At 71.6% G+C, this 16427-nt stretch carries 13 protein-coding genes; 8 read left to right on the plus strand and 5 right to left on the minus strand.

The window, feature by feature from the left end; translation table 11 throughout:
* The first annotated feature begins 82 nt into the window (after nt 1-82).
* The 6 genes from ACGF5U_RS13520 to ACGF5U_RS13545 all read left to right on the plus strand — a co-directional run bounded on the left by ACGF5U_RS13520 (nt 83) and on the right by ACGF5U_RS13545 (nt 7732).
* Nucleotides 83-529 carry a copper chaperone PCu(A)C gene (locus ACGF5U_RS13520; RefSeq protein WP_392710661.1) on the plus strand — a complete coding sequence of 149 codons (447 nt, stop codon included), beginning with the start codon at nt 83-85 and terminating at the stop codon, nt 527-529.
* 29 nt (nt 530-558) lie between these two features.
* Nucleotides 559-2574, plus strand: coding sequence for a copper resistance protein CopC (locus tag ACGF5U_RS13525; RefSeq protein ID WP_392710292.1), 2016 nt, complete (start codon nt 559-561; stop codon nt 2572-2574).
* Between the two features lie 5 nt (nt 2575-2579).
* On the plus strand, nt 2580-3854 hold the full coding sequence (gene efeB / locus ACGF5U_RS13530; protein ID WP_392710294.1) for an iron uptake transporter deferrochelatase/peroxidase subunit: 1275 nt from the start codon (nt 2580-2582) through the stop codon (nt 3852-3854).
* Between the two features lie 68 nt (nt 3855-3922).
* Nucleotides 3923-4858 carry a prephenate dehydratase gene (pheA, locus tag ACGF5U_RS13535; RefSeq protein ID WP_392710296.1) on the plus strand — a complete coding sequence of 312 codons (936 nt, stop codon included), beginning with the start codon at nt 3923-3925 and terminating at the stop codon, nt 4856-4858.
* 793 nt (nt 4859-5651) lie between these two features.
* The gene (serS, locus tag ACGF5U_RS13540; protein ID WP_392710298.1) at nt 5652-6929 is read left to right on the plus strand and encodes a serine--tRNA ligase; all 1278 of its coding nucleotides are present in this window, start codon (nt 5652-5654) and stop codon (nt 6927-6929) included.
* Nucleotides 6926-7732: an HAD family hydrolase gene (locus ACGF5U_RS13545; protein WP_392710300.1), complete on the plus strand. Its 807-nt coding sequence runs from the start codon at nt 6926-6928 to the stop codon at nt 7730-7732. The genes serS and ACGF5U_RS13545 overlap by 4 nt, the downstream gene beginning before the upstream one ends.
* A 481-nt stretch (nt 7733-8213) precedes the next feature.
* Here ACGF5U_RS13545 and lpdA read toward each other — a convergent pair whose 3' ends face one another.
* The 5 genes from lpdA to ACGF5U_RS13570 all read right to left on the minus strand — a co-directional run bounded on the left by lpdA (nt 8214) and on the right by ACGF5U_RS13570 (nt 13256).
* Entirely contained in the window at nt 8214-9617 is a 1404-nt protein-coding gene (gene lpdA / locus ACGF5U_RS13550) for a dihydrolipoyl dehydrogenase (RefSeq protein ID WP_392710301.1), read from the minus strand.
* Nucleotides 9618-9732: 115 nt separating this feature from the next.
* Nucleotides 9733-10455 carry an ABC transporter permease gene (locus ACGF5U_RS13555; RefSeq protein WP_392710303.1) on the minus strand — a complete coding sequence of 241 codons (723 nt, stop codon included), beginning with the start codon at nt 10453-10455 and terminating at the stop codon, nt 9733-9735.
* 16 nt (nt 10456-10471) lie between these two features.
* Complete coding sequence (locus tag ACGF5U_RS13560; RefSeq protein WP_392710305.1) at nt 10472-11383, minus strand: ABC transporter ATP-binding protein; 912 nt, start codon at nt 11381-11383, stop codon at nt 10472-10474.
* The gene (locus ACGF5U_RS13565) at nt 11380-12306 is read right to left on the minus strand and encodes an ABC transporter permease (protein WP_392710306.1); all 927 of its coding nucleotides are present in this window, start codon (nt 12304-12306) and stop codon (nt 11380-11382) included. The genes ACGF5U_RS13560 and ACGF5U_RS13565 overlap by 4 nt, the downstream gene beginning before the upstream one ends.
* Complete coding sequence (locus ACGF5U_RS13570; protein WP_392710663.1) at nt 12303-13256, minus strand: ABC transporter ATP-binding protein; 954 nt, start codon at nt 13254-13256, stop codon at nt 12303-12305. The genes ACGF5U_RS13565 and ACGF5U_RS13570 overlap by 4 nt, the downstream gene beginning before the upstream one ends.
* Nucleotides 13257-13670: 414 nt before the next feature.
* On the opposite strand from ACGF5U_RS13570, the gene ACGF5U_RS13575 reads away from it, so the two are divergent.
* Nucleotides 13671-14558, plus strand: coding sequence for a M24 family metallopeptidase (locus ACGF5U_RS13575; RefSeq protein WP_392710307.1), 888 nt, complete (start codon nt 13671-13673; stop codon nt 14556-14558).
* Nucleotides 14558-16333 carry an SDR family oxidoreductase gene (locus tag ACGF5U_RS13580; protein WP_392710308.1) on the plus strand — a complete coding sequence of 592 codons (1776 nt, stop codon included), beginning with the start codon at nt 14558-14560 and terminating at the stop codon, nt 16331-16333. The genes ACGF5U_RS13575 and ACGF5U_RS13580 overlap by 1 nt, the downstream gene beginning before the upstream one ends.
* Nucleotides 16334-16427: the final 94 nt, after the last annotated feature.

The raw sequence follows: 16427 nt of genomic DNA on the forward strand, positions 1-16427 counted from the left end.
CCCCTCCGCGTCCGCCCTTCCCTCCGCGTCCGCTCTTCCCTCAGCGTCCGCCCTTCCCTCCGCGTCCCGCCTCACCGCCGCCATAGCCCTCGCCACCGGACTCGGGCTGACGGCGCTGACGGGCTGCTCCTCCCCCGCCGAGCCCGAGCTGAAGGTCGGTGGCGCGTTCATGCCGCAGCCCGTCGGCGACATGGCGGGCGGCTTCCTCACCGTCACCAACGGCGGCGACGCGGCCGACAAGCTCACCAAGGTCACCAGCCCGCTCTCGGACGACATCCAGATCCACGAGACGAAGGACCAGAAGATGCGGCGGGTGGAGTCGTTCGACATCCCCGCCAACGGTGAGCTGAAGCTCGAACGGGGCGGCAGCCACATCATGTTCATGAACATCAAGCAGAAGCCGAAGCAGGGCGACAAGATCAGCGTCGAGCTGCACTTCGAGAAGTCCGGCCCGATCACCGTGGAGCTGCCCGTGGAAGCGGCCAACCACAACCCGTCGGCCGGCGACCACGACGGAATGAAGCACTAGGACCGCACGAGGACCCTGGGGGATCCACCATGACGGCCACCGTCCCACGCTTCGGAGCCGCGGCGCTGCTGCGGCTGCTGCTGCTCACCACGGCCCTGCTCGCCACCGTGCTGTCCGGCACGGCGTCCGCGCACGCCGCGCTGACCGGCAGCGACCCGAAGGACGGGGCGGTGGTCGCCGAGGCGCCGCAGCGCGTGACGCTCACCTTCTCCGAGCAGATCGCCATGGGCGACGACTCCATCCGGGTCCTCGAACCCAGCGGCAAACGCGCGGACACCGGGGAGTTGCGCGATCTGTGCAGCGGCTCCGTCGTCCGGTACGGCGTCGATCTGCACGCCGGGCTGCCGGACGGCACCTACACCGTCGCCTGGCAGGCCGTGTCCGCCGACAGCCATCCCATCTCGGGCGCGTTCACCTTCTCCATCGGCGCCCCGTCCGAGACGTCGGTCGCCCTGCCGGAGCAGGAGGCGGGCGGCGGCCTCGTCGGCGCGCTCTACGACATCGTGCGGTACGTCTCGTACGGCGGCTTCGCGCTGCTCGTGGGCGGAGCCGCGTTCGTGCTCGCCTGCTGGCCGCGCGGCGCGGCGGTCCGGCCCGTGCAGCGGCTCGTCGTACGCGGCTGGCTGGCGATGACCGCGGCGACGCTCGCGCTGCTGCTGCTGCGCGCCCCGTACACCGGGTCCGGCGAGCTGAGCGACGCGTTCGACCTGGCGGGGCTGCGGGCCGTGCTGGAGACCAGGACCGGTACGGCGCTCATCTCGCGGCTGCTGCTCCTCGGCGCGGCCGCGCTGTTCGTGGCGGTGCTCTTCGGGGCGTACGCCCGGCGCGACGACGGCCCGGAGAAGAAGGACCTCACCTTCGGTCTGACGGTAGGCGGCAGCGTCGTCGCGGCCGGGATCGCCGGTACGTGGGCGCTGTCGGAGCACGCGTCGGCCGGACTCCAGCCCGGCATCGCCATGCCCGTGGACATCCTGCACCTGCTGGCCGTGGCCGCCTGGCTGGGCGGTCTCGCCGCGCTGCTGGTCGCGCTGTACCGGGCGCCGTCCATCGAACGGGACGCGGTCCTGCGGTTCTCGCGGATGGCGTTCGGGGCGGTGGTCGTCCTGGCGGCGACGGGGCTCTACCAGTCCTGGCGGCAGGTCGGCTCCTGGACGGCGCTGACCGGCACGGCGTACGGGCGGCTGCTGCTGCTCAAGGTGGGCCTGGTCGTCGTACTGCTGGCCGTCGCCCGGCTCTCGCGCCGCTGGACCGGTCTGCTGGCCGGTACGCCGCCGGCGCCCGGGGCCGGGAACGACGAGGCCGTACGGGACGAGGACACGACCGACCCGGCCGACGTGACCGGCCCGACCGGCCCGACCGACGCGGACGACGCGGACGACGCGGACGACGGTGTGGGGGACGTGCGGGACGTGCGGGACGACCAGGACGTGCGGGAGGAGCCTGCGGATGCCGGGGGTCCCGGCGACGATCCCGCGCGGGTCGCCCAACTCGCCCGGCAGCGGGCCGCCGTGGCCACCGCCCGCGCGCGGCGGGCCCGGGACGCGGACCCCGCGCGGGCCGGGCTGCGGCGCTCCGTCCTCGCCGAGGCGGCCGTCGCCGCGGTGCTGCTGGCCGTGACCACCGCGCTGACGACGACCGAGCCGGGCCGTACGCAGGAGGAGGCCGACCGTACGCAGGCGGCGTCCGCCACCGCCGTACCCGACCGCCCCATCGACCTGAGCCTGCCGTTCGACACCGGCGGCGCGAACGGCAAGGGCACCGTACGGCTCAGCCTGGACCCCGGCCGCTCCGGCGCGAACGCCCTGCACGTCTACGTGGACGGGGCGAACGGCCGGCCCCTGGACGCGCCCGAGCTGAAGGTGTCGTTCACGCTCGACGCGCAGCGGATCGGGCCGCTCCCGGTCGTGCCGGACCGGGTCGCTCCGGGCCACTGGAGCGCCGAGGGCGTCCAGATCCCGATGCCGGGCGAGTGGCGGATCCAGGTGACCGTCCGCACCTCCGACATCGACCAGACCACCATCGACAAGAACGTGAAGATCGGCTGACCGACATGCCAGACAACAACAACGACGACGGCGACGCCGTGGAGATCTCCAGACGGCGACTGCTCGGCACCGTCGGCGCGGCGGGCGCGACCGGACTGGTGCTGGGCGCGGCCGGCGGTGCCGCCGGGTACGCGGCCGCCGCGGGCCCGGACGGGGCGGAGGGTCCCGCGCTGGCGACGGTCGGCTCGACCGGGGTGCCGTTCCGGGGCGCCCACCAGGCCGGCATCGTGCAGCCGCTGCAGGCGCGCGGCCATGTCGTGGCGTTCGACCTGGCGCCCGGCGCGGGCCGCAAGGAGGCGGCCGCGCTGATGCGCCGCTGGTCGGCGGCGGCCGAACTGCTGATGGCGGGAGAACCGGTGGGCTCCGGCGACTCGGCCGACTCCGGGGTCGCGCGGGACGCGGGGCCGTGCTCGCTGACCGTCACCTTCGGGTTCGGGTCGTCATTCTTCGACCGTACGGGTCTGGTGGGGCGGCGGCCTGAGCAGCTGGAGCCGCTGCCGGCGTTCTCGTCGGACCAGCTGGACGCCAAGCGGTCGGACGGCGACCTGTGGGTGCAGATCGGCGCGGACGACGCGCTGGTCGCGTTCCACGCACTGCGCGTGATCCAGAAGGAGGCGGGCGCGGCGGCGCGGGTGCGGTGGCAGATGAACGGCTTCAACCGTTCGCCGGGGGCGACCGCGCGGCCGATGACGGCCCGGAACCTGATGGGCCAGGTCGACGGCACGAACAACCCGAAGCCGTCCGACCCGGACTTCGACGAGCGGATCTTCGTCGCGGCGGGCGGGGAGCAGCCGTGGATGACGGGCGGGTCGTACGCGGTGGTCCGCCGGATCCGGATGCTGCTGGACGACTGGGAGCGGCTCTCCCTGGCGAAGCAGGAGCAGGTCATCGGTCGGCGCAAGGCCGACGGCGCGCCGCTCACGGGCGGTACCGAGACCACCGCCCTGGATCTGGACAGGGCGGGTGCGGACGGCAGGCCGGTGATCCCGGCCAACGCGCACGCGCGGATCTCGGCGCCCGAGCAGAACGGAGGCGCGGCGATGCTGCGGCGCCCGTTCTCGTACCACGACGGCATCGGCCCCGACGGGACGCCGGACGCGGGGCTGCTGTTCATCTGCTGGCAGGCCGACCCCCGGAAGGGCTTCGTGCCGGTGCAGCGGAAGCTGGACCGGGGAGACGCGCTGTCGGTGTTCATCCGGCACGAGACGAGCGGGCTGTTCGCGGTGCCGGGCGGTCCGGCGGATGGCGAGTACGTGGGGCAGCGGCTGCTGGAGGGGTGAGGCGCCGGCACCGGCCGTCGCACCCGCCCCGGCACCACGCGGTCGCTTCGCGGACTAGGGTGACCGGTATGTCGGCCACGCGATTCACGTATCTCGGTCCCGAGGGCACCTTCACGGAGGCCGCCCTGCGTACGCTGCCGGAGGCCGCGACGCGGGAGCTCGTACCGATGGTGTCGGTGCCCGCCGCGCTGGACGCCGTACGGAACGGGGAGGCCGCCGCCGCGCTCGTACCGATCGAGAACTCGGTGGAGGGCGGGGTCACCGCGACGCTGGACGAACTGGCGTCGGGCGAGCCGCTGACGATCTACCGCGAGGTGCTGCTGCCGATCACGTTCGCGCTGCTGGTGCGGCCCGGGACGCAGCTGTCGGACGTGAAGACGGTGACCGGTCACCCGGTGGCGCAGCCGCAGGTGCGGAACTGGCTGCGGGCGCACCTGCCCGAGGCCGTGTGGGAGTCGGCCGCGTCGAACGCGGACGGGGCGCGGCTGGTGCAGGAGGGTCGGTACGACGCGGCGTTCGCGGGCGAGTTCGCGGCGGCGACGTACGGTCTGGAGCCGCTGGTCGGCGACATCCACGACGCGGAGAACGCGGAGACCCGCTTCGTGCTGGTGGGGCGGCCCGCCAGGCCGTCCGCGCCGACGGGCGCCGACAAGACGTCGATGGTGATCTGGCTGCGGGACGACCACCCGGGCGCGCTGCTCGAACTGCTCCAGGAGTTCGCGGTGCGGGGCGTCAACCTGATGCTGATCCAGTCGCGGCCCACGGGTGCCGGTATCGGCAACTACTGCTTCGCCGTGGACGCCGAGGGCCACATCTCGGACCGGCGTGTGGGTGAGGCGCTGATGGGGTTGAAGCGGATCTGCCCGAAGGTGCGGTTCCTGGGCTCGTATCCGAGGGCGGGCGTGACGGCGGAGGACCTGCGGCCGCTGCGGGCCGGCACGTCGGACGAGGACTTCACGGCCGCGTCGGACTGGCTGGCGCGCTGCCAGGACGGCCGGGCCTGAGCCCTCCGACGGCCGTTCGGGCAGGTCCTCGGTGACGGGGACGGGGACGGCGACGGGGACGGTGGCGATCGTGGTGGCGATCGTGGTGGCGGCGACGGTGGCGGTGGCGGACCGCGGCTTCCGGCGGCGTCGGTCGCCAGGGTCGTCCACAGGTGCGGGCATCCCGTCCTACCTGCGTACTTTTCCCGCGCACAGAAGTTATCCACAGGATCGCTTCTCGACCTGGGGACAAGTCGACATCGAAGGGGGTCGGCGTCCCGGTGAACGGCTTCACACACCCCGACATGGTCGACAAATCGGTTCAGTCACCCCACGCGCGTCCACAGGGCGCCACCTCGCCCATGTCGACCCCATTCCGTTGATCATGTCTCCGAAGTGAGGAATTCCCACCCGAATGAGTGTGGAGGGCAGGTTTGATCGGGGAATCCTGTGCCGCCTACAGCCATCTTCCGCAAGGATCGGAATGATCGACTCCGAAGTCCACAGATCTTTCGCACAGCCTGTGGATAACTATTCGGAGACCCTGCATATCTGTGGACAACCGGGCCACGCAGGGGCCGGACGCCCGCCCGGACACGGCCTCGCCGCCCGGGTCGGCGTCAAGCGACATACCCGCCACCTCCCCTTTCCAGGGAATGAACCGGCGTTTATTGACAGATACCAGAGCCCGGCGAAGCCTTTCACTCCGACCGCCCCCGCTTTATTAATTCCGGCAATTCGGGCAAAGCGACACGCAGGGCACGGAGGGCATATCGGGTGGGGCGGCACGAGTGCACACCGGTAGCCTGGTGGGGTGATTGACCTTCGCCTGCTCCGTGAGGACCCCGACCGTGTTCGCGCCTCCCAGCGCGCCCGTGGAGAGGACGTCGAGCTCGTCGACGCCCTGCTCTCCGCCGATGAGCGGCGCAGGTCGTCCGGCGTCCGCTTCGACGAGCTCCGCTCCGAGCAGAAGGCGCTCGGCAAGCTGATCCCCAAGGCCACCGGCGACGAGAAGGCCGAACTGCTGAAGACGGCCGGCCAGCTCGCGGCCGGCGTCAAGGCCGCCGACGCCGAGCAGAACGAGGCCGACGAGGAGACCCGGCGGCTGCTGCTCCAGCTCGGCAACATCGTCCACCCCGAGGTCCCGGTCGGCGGCGAGGAGGACTTCGTCGTCCTCGAAACGCACGGCACCATCCGCGACTTCGGCGCCGAGGGCTTCGAGCCCAAGGACCACCTGGAGCTCGGCGAGGCGCTGGGCGCCATCGACGTCGAGCGCGGCGCCAAGGTGTCCGGCTCCCGGTTCTACTACCTGACCGGCGTCGGCGCCCTGCTGGAACTCGCGCTCGTCAACGCCGCGATCGCCCAGGCGACGGAGGCCGGGTTCATCCCGATGCTCACGCCGACCCTGGTCCGGCCGCGCGCCATGGAGGGCACCGGCTTCCTCGGCCAGGCCGCCGAGAACGTGTACCACCTGGAGAAGGACGACTACTACCTGGTCGGCACCTCCGAGGTGCCGCTCGCCGCGTACCACATGGACGAGATCCTCGACGCGGACAAGCTGCCCCTGCGGTACGCGGGCTTCTCCCCCTGCTACCGCCGTGAGGCCGGTACGTACGGCAAGGACACCCGCGGCATCTTCCGCGTCCACCAGTTCGACAAGGTCGAGATGTTCTCGTACGTCGCGCCGGAGGAGGCCGAGGCCGAGCACAAGCGGCTGCTGGAGTGGGAGAAGCAGTGGCTGACCTCCCTGGAGCTGCCGTTCCAGGTGATCGACGTCGCCACCGGTGACCTCGGCGCCTCCGCCTCGCGCAAGTACGACTGCGAGGCGTGGATCCCGACGCAGGGCAAGTACCGCGAGCTGACGTCCGCGTCGAACTGCGACAGCTTCCAGGCGCGCCGGCTCTCCGTCCGCATGCGGGACGGCAAGAAGGTGCAGCCGCTGTCCACGCTGAACGGCACGCTGTGCGCCGTACCGCGCACGATCGTCGCCATCCTGGAGAACCACCAGCTCGCCGACGGTTCCGTGCGGGTGCCGGAGGTCCTCCGCCCGTACCTCGGAGGCAGGGAGATCCTGGAGCCGGTCTCCCGGTGAACCCCTTCCCCTTCAAGCTGGTCGCGACCGACCTCGACGGGACGCTGCTGCGCTCCGACGAGTCGGTCTCGCGGCGCACGCGCGACGCGCTCGCCGCCGTCACGGCGGCGGGCGCCGCGCACATCGTCGTCACGGGACGCTCCGTCCCGTGGACCCGGCACATCCTCGACGACCTCGGCTACGAGGGCCTCGCGGTGTGCGGACAGGGCGCGCAGGTCTACCACGCGGGCGAACACCGGCTGCTGACGTCCGTGACCCTGGACCGGCAGCTCGCCGGCCTCGCCCTGGCGAAGATCGAGGCCGAGGTGGGCCCGCTGGCGCTCGCCGCGAGCCGCGACGGCCTGGACGGCGAGGTCCTCGTCAGCCCCGGCTACCGGGTGCAGGACGGCCCCCTGCCGTACGTGCCGTTCACGGACCTGGCCGACGTGTGGTCCGCGCCGCTGAACAAGATGTACATCCAGCACCCGCACCTGGACGACGACGCCCTGGCGACGGCCGCGCGCACGGCCGTCGGCAACCTGGTGGACGTGGTGATGGCGGGCGCCGGGGTGGTGGAGATCCTGCCGCTCGGCCTGAGCAAGGCGACGGGTCTGTCCCTGGCGGCGCGGCGGCTGGGCGCCAGGTCGACGGACACGATCGCGTTCGGCGACATGCCGAACGACATACCGATGTTCGCGTGGGCGGCCCACGGTGTGGCGATGGCCAACGCGCACGACGACCTCAAGGCGGTCGCGCACGAGATCACCGCGTCCAACGAGGCGGACGGCATCGCGGTGGTGCTGGAGGAACTCCTGGCCCGCTGAGCCGGTACGGCTCGACGCGCCTCCAGGGACGCCATCCGGGGACGACGCCACCCGGGGCGGCTCGCCCGCGGGGCTTCACCAGGGGCTCACCGGCGGTGGTCCACCGGGGGAGGGGCGGCCCGCGCGGAACGCGCGCTCGAAGCGGCCGCCCCCGGGCAGCTGTGCGCGGCCGCGCCGCGGAGTGTCGGTGGCTACTCCGCCGGCTGCCGCGCGCTGCCCTGTGGGGAGCTCGACGGACCCGTACTCTCCACGGCGTCGGGCTCCTCCCCGGTCTCGGTGGTGGTCGGTCGGTACGTCCACCACTGTGCCGGGGAGCCGCCCACTCCTGCCAGCGAATTACCGGGCGGCCGACGCGGTACGGGCGGCCGACGCGGTACGGGCGGCCGACGCGGTACGGGCGGCCGACGCGGTACGGGCGGCCGGTGGGCCACCAGCTGGTGACCCCCGGCCGTCGAACCCTCAGCCGCCGACCCGCCGGCGCTCAGAAGTTGATCATGTGGCCCGCGAGGCCGTGCACGGCCTCCTTGACGGCCTCGCCCAGCGTCGGGTGGGCGTGGACGTTCCGCGCGACCTCGTGGACGGTGAGGTCCCACTGCTGAGCCAGCGTCAGCTCGGGCAGCAGCTCGGTGACGTCGGGGCCGATGAGGTGGGCGCCGATGATCTCACCGTACGTCGCGTCGCTGATGAGCTTCACGAAACCGGTGGCGTCCCCGAGGCCGTGCGCCTTGCCGTTCGCGGTGAAGGGGAACTTGGCGACCTTGACGTCGAAGCCCTTCTCCCGCGCCTGCTCCTCGGTCCAGCCGAAGCTGGCGATCTGCGGCTGGCAGTACGTGGCGCGCGGGATCATCGGGTAGTCGAGCTCCATCGTCTCGGCGCCCGCGATCGTCTCGGCGGCGACGACACCCATGGACTCGGCCGTGTGCGCGAGCATCAGCTTCGCGGTCACGTCACCGATGGCGTAGATGTGCGGCACCGAGGTGCGGCAGCGGCCGTCGACGTCGATCGCCCCGCGCTCGGTCAGCCGTACACCCGTCGCCTCCAGGCCGTACCCCGTGACGTTCGGCGCGAAGCCGATCGCCTGGAGGACCTTGTCGGCCTCCAGCACCCGCTGCGCGCCGTCCTTGCCGGTGACGGTGACCCGGACCTGGGGGCCCGACTCGTCGATCGACTCCACGCGGGTGGACGTCAGGACGTCGATCCCGAGCTTGCGGTACTGCTTGGCCAGTTCGGCGGAGACGTCCTTGTCCTCCAGCGGGGTGACCCGGTCGAGGAACTCGACGATGGTGACCTTCACGCCGTAGTTGTGCAGGACGTACGCGAACTCGATGCCGATCGCGCCGGCACCGGCGATCACGATCGAGCGCGGCAGGTCATCGGCGAGGATCTGCTCCTCGTACGTCCACACGCGGTCGCTGCGGCGCGTGCCGGGCAGCAGCCGGGGCGTGGCGCCGGTGGCGATGACACAGTTGTCGAACGTGATCGTGGAGGTGGTGCCGTCGGACTGGGCCACCTGGAGGGTGTGGGCGTCGAGGAACGTGCCCCGGCCGGTGAACTCCGTGATCCCGTTCTTCTTCATCAGGTAGTGCACGCCCTTGACGCGGCCGTCCGCGACCCGGCGGCTGCGGCGGAACGCCTCGCCGTAGTCGAAGGAGACCTCGCCTTCGGCCTTGATGCCGAAGGTCTTCGCCTCGTGCGTGAAGATATGGGCCAGTTCGGCGTTGCGCAGCAGGGCCTTGGTGGGGATACAGCCGACGTTCAGGCAGACACCGCCCCAGTACTTCTCCTCCACCACCGCGACCCGCTTGCCGAGCTGGGCGGCGCGGATCGCGGCGACGTAGCCGCCGGGGCCGGCTCCGAGTACGACGACGTCGAAGCGGTCTGACATGGCTTGCTCCCCAGGGTGTGAGTACGGGTCGTACGGGCCGTGCGGTCGCGCCCGGGCCCACAGTAATCCGGGTCCGGGCCGACCGCTGCGACGTCCGTCTCCCTGTGGATAACCCCTACTCCTCACCCGCCAGCGTCAGGGTGCGCAGCTTCTGCCCCGCGTACCAGGTCGCGGCGACCGTCACGCCCGCCAGCAGCGTCACGGCCAGCGGGAGACCGACGTCCGAGGCGATGAGCCCGTCCGCCGCGACCGCCCGTTCGGCGACGGCGAGCGCCCACTGCTGGACGCTCAGGGTGCGGGCGCCCTCGATCAGACTGCCGAACAGGGTCTCCCAGACCAGGGCGTAGACGAGGCCGATGACGACGGCGTGCCTGCTGACCGTGCCGAGGAGCAGGAACAGCGCGCTGTACGCGATGGAGGCGACGAGGGCCGCGACGGTGTACGCCACCGCCACCTGCTGCCCGTTGCCGTTGAGGATGAACCCGGCGATGAACGTGGGGACGGCGGAGAACACCATGGTGACGGCGATGGCGACGATCAGTTTGGTGAAGATGATCGACGGGCGCTTCACCGGCTTGGACAGCAGGTAGACGATCGAGCCGTCGTCGATCTCCGGGCCGATGGCACCCGTGCCGGCGATGACACCGATCAGCGGCACCATCGTGGCGAGCGCGAACCCGCCGAGCACGTCGGCGGCGACCTGGTCGTCGGCGCCGTTGAAGGCGCGGACGGCGGCCGCGATGAGCAGCAGCAGTCCGGGCAGCACGAAGAGGATCGCGGCTCGGCGGCGGCCGAGGAGGGCCCGGTAGGTGAGCCGGGCGACGGTGGGGTTGTACATGGGTCGGGGGCTCCCTTCAGGCCGCGACGAGGTACGAGAAGACCGACTCCAGGGACTCGTCCGAAGGCGAGACCGTGAGCAGCCGGATGGAGTGCGCGCGGGCGACCTTCGGGAGCAGTTCGGTGAACCGCCCGAAGTCGACGGCCTGGACCCGCAGGGCTCCTTCGGTGACGTCGACCTCGATACCGGACGTCGACGGGTCGGCGATGAGGGCGGCGGCCAGGGCGCGGTCGTCGCTGGAGCGGACCAGGTAGCGGTGCGGACGGTCCGTCATCAGACGGCGGATCTTGCGGAAGTCGCCGCTGGCCGCGTGGCGTCCGGCGACGATCACCTCGATGTGCGAGGCGAGCTGCTCGACCTCCTCCAGGATGTGCGAGGAGAACAGGACCGTACGGCCGTCCGCGCCCATACGCCGCAGCAGGTCCATCAGCTGCATGCGCTGACGCGGGTCCATGCCGTTGAACGGCTCGTCGAGGAGGAGCACGGACGGCTCGTGGACGAGGGCCGAGGCCATCTTCACGCGCTGCCGCATGCCCTTGCTGTACGTCGCGATCCTGCGGTCCTGGGCGTACTCCATCTCGACGGTGGCCAGGGCCCGTTGCGCCTCGGCGGCGCCGAGTCCGTGCAGTTCCGCGTTGGCGACGACGAACTCGCGGCCGGTGAGGAAGTCGTACATCGCCTCCCGTTCGGGCACGACACCGATCTGCCGGTAGACGGACTCGTTGCGCCAGATCGGCTGCCCGTCGAGGGTGACCGCGCCGGTGGAGGGGGCGAGGAAACCGCCCATCATGTTGATGAGGGTGGACTTTCCTGCGCCGTTGGGGCCGAGGAGCCCGGTAACGCCCGGTCCGACGGTCATGGTGATGTCGTTGACGGCCACGACATTGCCGAACCACCGCGACACATGGTCGATGTTGAGGGTTGTCACAGCCCGACCTTCCGGTAGCGGCGCATCAGGATGCCGTAGGAGCCGGCGATGAGCGCGAGGACGACGATGACGTACACCGCTCCGGTGGCGGCGTCCGGCCCCTGGGTGCCGGGGAACGAGGACGATGCCCCGAGGAACGCGGTCTGTACGCCGTCGATGAGCGTCACCGGCGAGAACAGGCCCAGCCACGGCACGGCGTCGGGCGAGTCGGTCTCGAACGCGATCGCCTGGAGAGTGGACACGGCGCCGTAGGAGATGGTGAGCGCCGCGATGACCGCGGCCACGCCGAAGCCCCGCCGGGGGGTCAGGGCGGCCATCACCAGGCCGATGCCGCCGAACAGGACCGACAGCAGCGCCACGGAGACCAACCCCTGTGCGAAACCCTTGGTCTGGTCGGCGAAGTCCATCTTCGCCAGCAGCGACCCGATGTACAGGACGAGCAGCGGCGACGCGGTCAGCAGGAACAGCGCCGACGCCATCGCGCCGTACTTGGCGAGGACGTAGTCGCCCCGCTCGATGGGGCGGGAGAAGTACAGCGGTACGGTCCGGAAACGCAGGTCGCGCGAGACGGACTGGGGCGCCTGGGACGCCAGGTACAGGGCGATGACGACCTGCATGAAGATGGCGTACCGCGTGTAGTCCACCGGTAGGTCCGTCATCTTCGTGGTGACGGCCACCGCCACCATGATCAGCGCCGGGACGCACATGATCCCGAAGAGGATCATCGGCAGCACCTTCGACTTGGCGCTCCGGCCCAGTCCGTACGCGCCGCGCAGCGACTGCGAGAACAGCGAGCGGCGCGCGTAGGCGCGGCCGAGGCGCGGGCCGTCGTAGCCCCGGTAGCCGATGTTGTGGATCTGGGTCTGGGTCTGGGTCTGCGGTGCCGCGCCGTCGGCGGGCTGCCGCGTGGTGTCCGTGTTCACCGGGCCGGTACCTCCTCGGCGGCGGGGCGGAAGACCTCGGCGATGTGGTGGCGGCGCTGCTCCATCCGCACGAGGCCGAGGCCGAGGTCCGTGACGGTGTCGCGCACGAGGTCGTACGTCTCGTCGCCGGTCGCTTCGAGCAGCAGAATGTGGCCCGCGCCGGGCAGGCCGTCCTCCACGCCCGCGTGCAGCGTGACTCCGGCGGCGGTCAGCGCGGCGCGGAGCGCCGCCGTGCCGTCGGGATGCGCGTCGGAGTCCGTCACCTCGACGGCGAGGGTGGCGGTGGTGCGCGTGAAGTCGCTGGTGGAGCTGGAGCGCAGGAGACGGCCGCCGTCGATGACGACGACATGGTCGCAGGTGCGTTCCAGTTCACCGAGAAGGTGCGAGGTGACCAGCACCGAGATGCCGAACTCCGTCCAGACCCGGCGGATCAGACCCAGCATCTCGTCCCGGCCGACCGGGTCGAGGCCGTTCGTCGGCTCGTCGAGGAGAACCAGCTGCGGGTCGTGGACCAGGGCCTGGGCCAGTTTGACGCGCTGCTTCATACCGGTCGAGTAGCCGCCGATGGGCCGGTAGCGCTCCTCGTACAGGCCGACGTGGCGCAGGGTGTCGGCGGTGCGCTCCCGGGCCGCGGTGGGCGGCAGGCCGGACATCCGCGCCATGTGGACGACGAGCTCGGTGGCCGAGACGTCGGGCGGCAGGCAGTCGTGTTCCGGCATGTACCCGACCCGCTCCCGGATGGCGGGGCCGTCGCTGGCGACGTCGAGTCCGAGGACCCGGGCCTTGCCCTCCGTGGCGGGAGCCAGACCCAGGAGAATCTTGATCATCGTGGACTTGCCGGCTCCGTTGGCACCCACCAGTCCGGTCACACCGGGCCCGATGTCCAGGGAGAGCCGGTCGAGAGCGGTCACCCGGGGGAACCGCTTGCTGAGGCTTTCGGTGGCGATCACAGTCACGTTTCGACGGTAGTGGCGCAGCCCACAGCGCACGTCAGCCCTGACGGCTGGTTCCGTCTCCGACTCCAGGAGTAGGGACCCGTACGGGAGGCGTCCCCGAGGGGTACGCGAACCGGCGGCGACGGCCGTGTCCACGGCCGCCGCCGCCCCCCTGCGGCCGCCTGCCTTCACGGACGCCGCCGCCGACACCTCCGCCTCCGCCGACACCTCCGCCTCCGCCGACGCCTCCGCCTCCGCCGACGCCCGTGAACGCCGCTCGTCCGGGAACGCAGCTGCCGTGGACGCCGCCGCCGGGGTTTTCCACAGGTCGTGCACGGCTCTTGACGTAGTCGCCAGGCATTGTCACATTCATTGATGTCAAGTTACGGACGCGTAGCGCATCGGGTCGCTTACGGACGGGCGGGTGGCATGACAGCAGCATCAGCGGGCACAGCAGCGGCGGGCACGGCGGCACGGGCGGGCACGGCGGCAGCGGCGGCGCACACCGAACTGGCCGGCTTCAGAGAGGTGCAGCGCCTGGCGTACGAGTGCGCCGAGGCGGTGGCCGCGCAGCTCAAGCCGGGGGTGACCGAGCGCGAGGCCGCGCGCATGCAGCGCGAATGGCTGCGCGAGCGCGGCGTACGGGACTGGTTCCATCTGCCGTTCGCCTGGTTCGGCGACCGAACGGCGTTCGTGAACTTCCGCGTCCCCCTCCAGTTCTTCCCGACGAACCGGAAGCTGGAACCGGGGATGCCGTTCATCCTCGACATGGCACCCGTGTACAAGGGGTACACCGCCGACATCGGCTACTCCGGCTGCCTCGGCCTGAACCCGGTCCACGACAAACTCCTCGCCGACCTGCGGGAACACCGGGAGCTGATCCTGCGGGAGGTCCGCGAGCGGCGCTCCCTGCGGGACATCTACGAGGACGTCGACCGGCTCATGGTCCGCCAGGGGTACGCGAACCGGCATCGCGCCTACCCGTTCGGCGTGATCGCCCACAAGGTCGACCGGGTGCGCGAGCGACGCTGGTCACCGACCCTCTTCGGGTTCGGCACCCAGTCGCTGAAGGGGCTCGCGAGCGACGCCCTGCACGGCCACCGCGACGGCTGGTCACCGCTGTGGTCCCCGTACACGTTCTCCGACCACCCCCCACGACCGGGGCTGTGGGCGGTCGAGCCGCACCTCGGCTTCCGGGGTACGGGCGCGAAGTTCGAGGAACTCCTGGTGGTCACGGACTCCAAGGACCCCGAACAGAGCGCGTTCTGGCTGGATGACGATCTGCCGCACGTGCGGCGCTGGGCGGAGGGCGTGTGATGGCGTCGGAACTGCTGAAGGGCGCGCGGGAGCGGTGGGTCCGCACCGGCGGTGTCGAACTCTGCGTCGCCGAACTCGGCGAGGAGGGCCGGCCGACAGTCGTGCTCGTGCACGGCTACCCGGACTCCAAGGAGGTGTGGTCGGAGGTCGCCCGGCGGCTCGCCGAACACTTCCACGTGGTGCTGTACGACGTGCGGGGCCACGGCCGGTCGACGGCGCCCGTGCCGCTGCGCGGCGGGTTCACGCTGGAGAAGCTCACGGACGACTTCCTGGCCGTCGCCGACGCGGTCAGCCCGGACCGGCCGGTCCACCTGGTCGGGCACGACTGGGGATCGGTGCAGTCCTGGGAGTTCGTCACGGTCGAGCGCACCCAGGGCCGCATCGCCTCCTTCACCTCCATGTCCGGGCCTTCCCTGGACCACTTCGGGCACTGGATCAAGCAGCGGACGACCCGCCCGACACCGCGCAGGGTGGGCCAGCTGCTCGGCCAGGGCGCCAAGTCCTGGTACGTGTACCTGCTGCACACGCCCGTGCTGCCGGAGCTCGCCTGGCGCGGCCCGCTCGGCAAGCGGTGGCCGGGGATCCTCCGCCGCGTCGAGAACGTCCCGGGCGAGGACTATCCGACGGCGTCGCTGCCGACGGACGCGGCACACGGCGCATGGCTCTACCGGGACAACGTCCGGGCGCGGCTGCTGCGCCCACGGCCGGACGCGTACGCACACGCGCCGGTTCAGCTGATCACCCCGACCGGTGACGCCTTCCTCTCGGAGCGGCTCTACGACGAACTCGACACCTGGGCGCCCGGACTGGTACGGCGTGCGCTGCCCGCCAAGCACTGGGTGCCGCGCACCCGACCGGACCAGGTCGCCTCCTGGATCGCCGAGTTCGTGACGGCGCACGAGGACGAGGGCGCCGAGCTGCCGGCCCCGGTCACCGCGGGCAGACAGCACGCCGACCGGTTCGGGGGGCGGCTGGTCCTGGTCACGGGAGCGGGCAGCGGCATCGGGCGGGCCACCGCGTTCGCGTTCGCCGAGGCGGGCGCGCGGGTGGTGGCCGTAGACCGGGACGCGGAGGCCGTGGCGCGTACGGCGGAGCTGGCACGGCTCATCGGGGCGCCGCGCACCTGGGCGGAGGTCGTCGACGTCAGCGACGAGCAGGCGATGGAGAAGCTCGCCGACCGGGTCCGCGCCGAGTGCGGTGTGGTGGACGTGCTGGTGAACAACGCCGGGATCGGAATGTCCGGGTCGTTCTTCGACACCACGAGCGACGACTGGAAGAAGGTCCTTGACGTCAATCTGTGGGGCGTCATCCACGGCTGCCGGGTCTTCGGCAGGCAGATGGCCGAGCGAGGCCAGGGCGGCCATATCGTCAACACCGCGTCGGCCGCCGCGTTCCAGCCGTCGAAGGCACTGCCCGCGTACAGCACGTCCAAGGCGGCCGTACTGATGCTCAGCGAGTGCCTGCGGGCCGAACTGGCCGGGCAGGGAATCGGGGTCACCGCGATATGCCCCGGCATCGTCAACACCAACATCACCGCGACGGCGCACTTCGCGGGGGTGTCGGCGGACGAGGAGAAGCGCCGGCAGAAGCGCACGGCACGGCTGTACGGGCTGCGGAACTACCCGCCGGAGAAGGTCGCCGACGCGATCCTGCGGGCCGTCGTGGAGAACCGGGCGGTGGTTCCGGTGACCCCGGAGGCACGCGGCGCCCATCTGCTGGCCCGGCTGGCCCCCGGGGCCCTGCGGGGCATAGCGCGGCTGGAGCCACCGCTGTGACCGGCGGCGCGGACGGGCCCCGGCGCCCGTGCCGGTGCGGGCTCCGGTCCGCGCGCCGGTCCGGGCTCCACTACCGGAACCGGCACGGGGCCTC

This window comes from Streptomyces sp. NPDC047886 (assembly GCF_043204435.1).
Classification (GTDB): Bacteria; Actinomycetota; Actinomycetes; order Streptomycetales; family Streptomycetaceae; genus Streptomyces.

What these genes read in the sequence shown, in the direction of transcription:
- efeB (WP_392710294.1), top strand. Translation starts at nt 2,580, where the DNA reads ATGCCAGACAACAACAACGACGACGGCGACGCCGTGGAGATCTCCAGA.
- lpdA (WP_392710301.1), bottom strand. Translation starts at nt 9,617, where the DNA reads ATGTCAGACCGCTTCGACGTCGTCGTACTCGGAGCCGGCCCCGGCGGC.
- pheA (WP_392710296.1), top strand. Translation starts at nt 3,923, where the DNA reads ATGTCGGCCACGCGATTCACGTATCTCGGTCCCGAGGGCACCTTCACG.
- ACGF5U_RS13555 (WP_392710303.1), bottom strand. Translation starts at nt 10,455, where the DNA reads ATGTACAACCCCACCGTCGCCCGGCTCACCTACCGGGCCCTCCTCGGC.
- ACGF5U_RS13580 (WP_392710308.1), top strand. Translation starts at nt 14,558, where the DNA reads ATGGCGTCGGAACTGCTGAAGGGCGCGCGGGAGCGGTGGGTCCGCACC.
- ACGF5U_RS13525 (WP_392710292.1), top strand. Translation starts at nt 559, where the DNA reads ATGACGGCCACCGTCCCACGCTTCGGAGCCGCGGCGCTGCTGCGGCTG.
- ACGF5U_RS13575 (WP_392710307.1), top strand. Translation starts at nt 13,671, where the DNA reads ATGACAGCAGCATCAGCGGGCACAGCAGCGGCGGGCACGGCGGCACGG.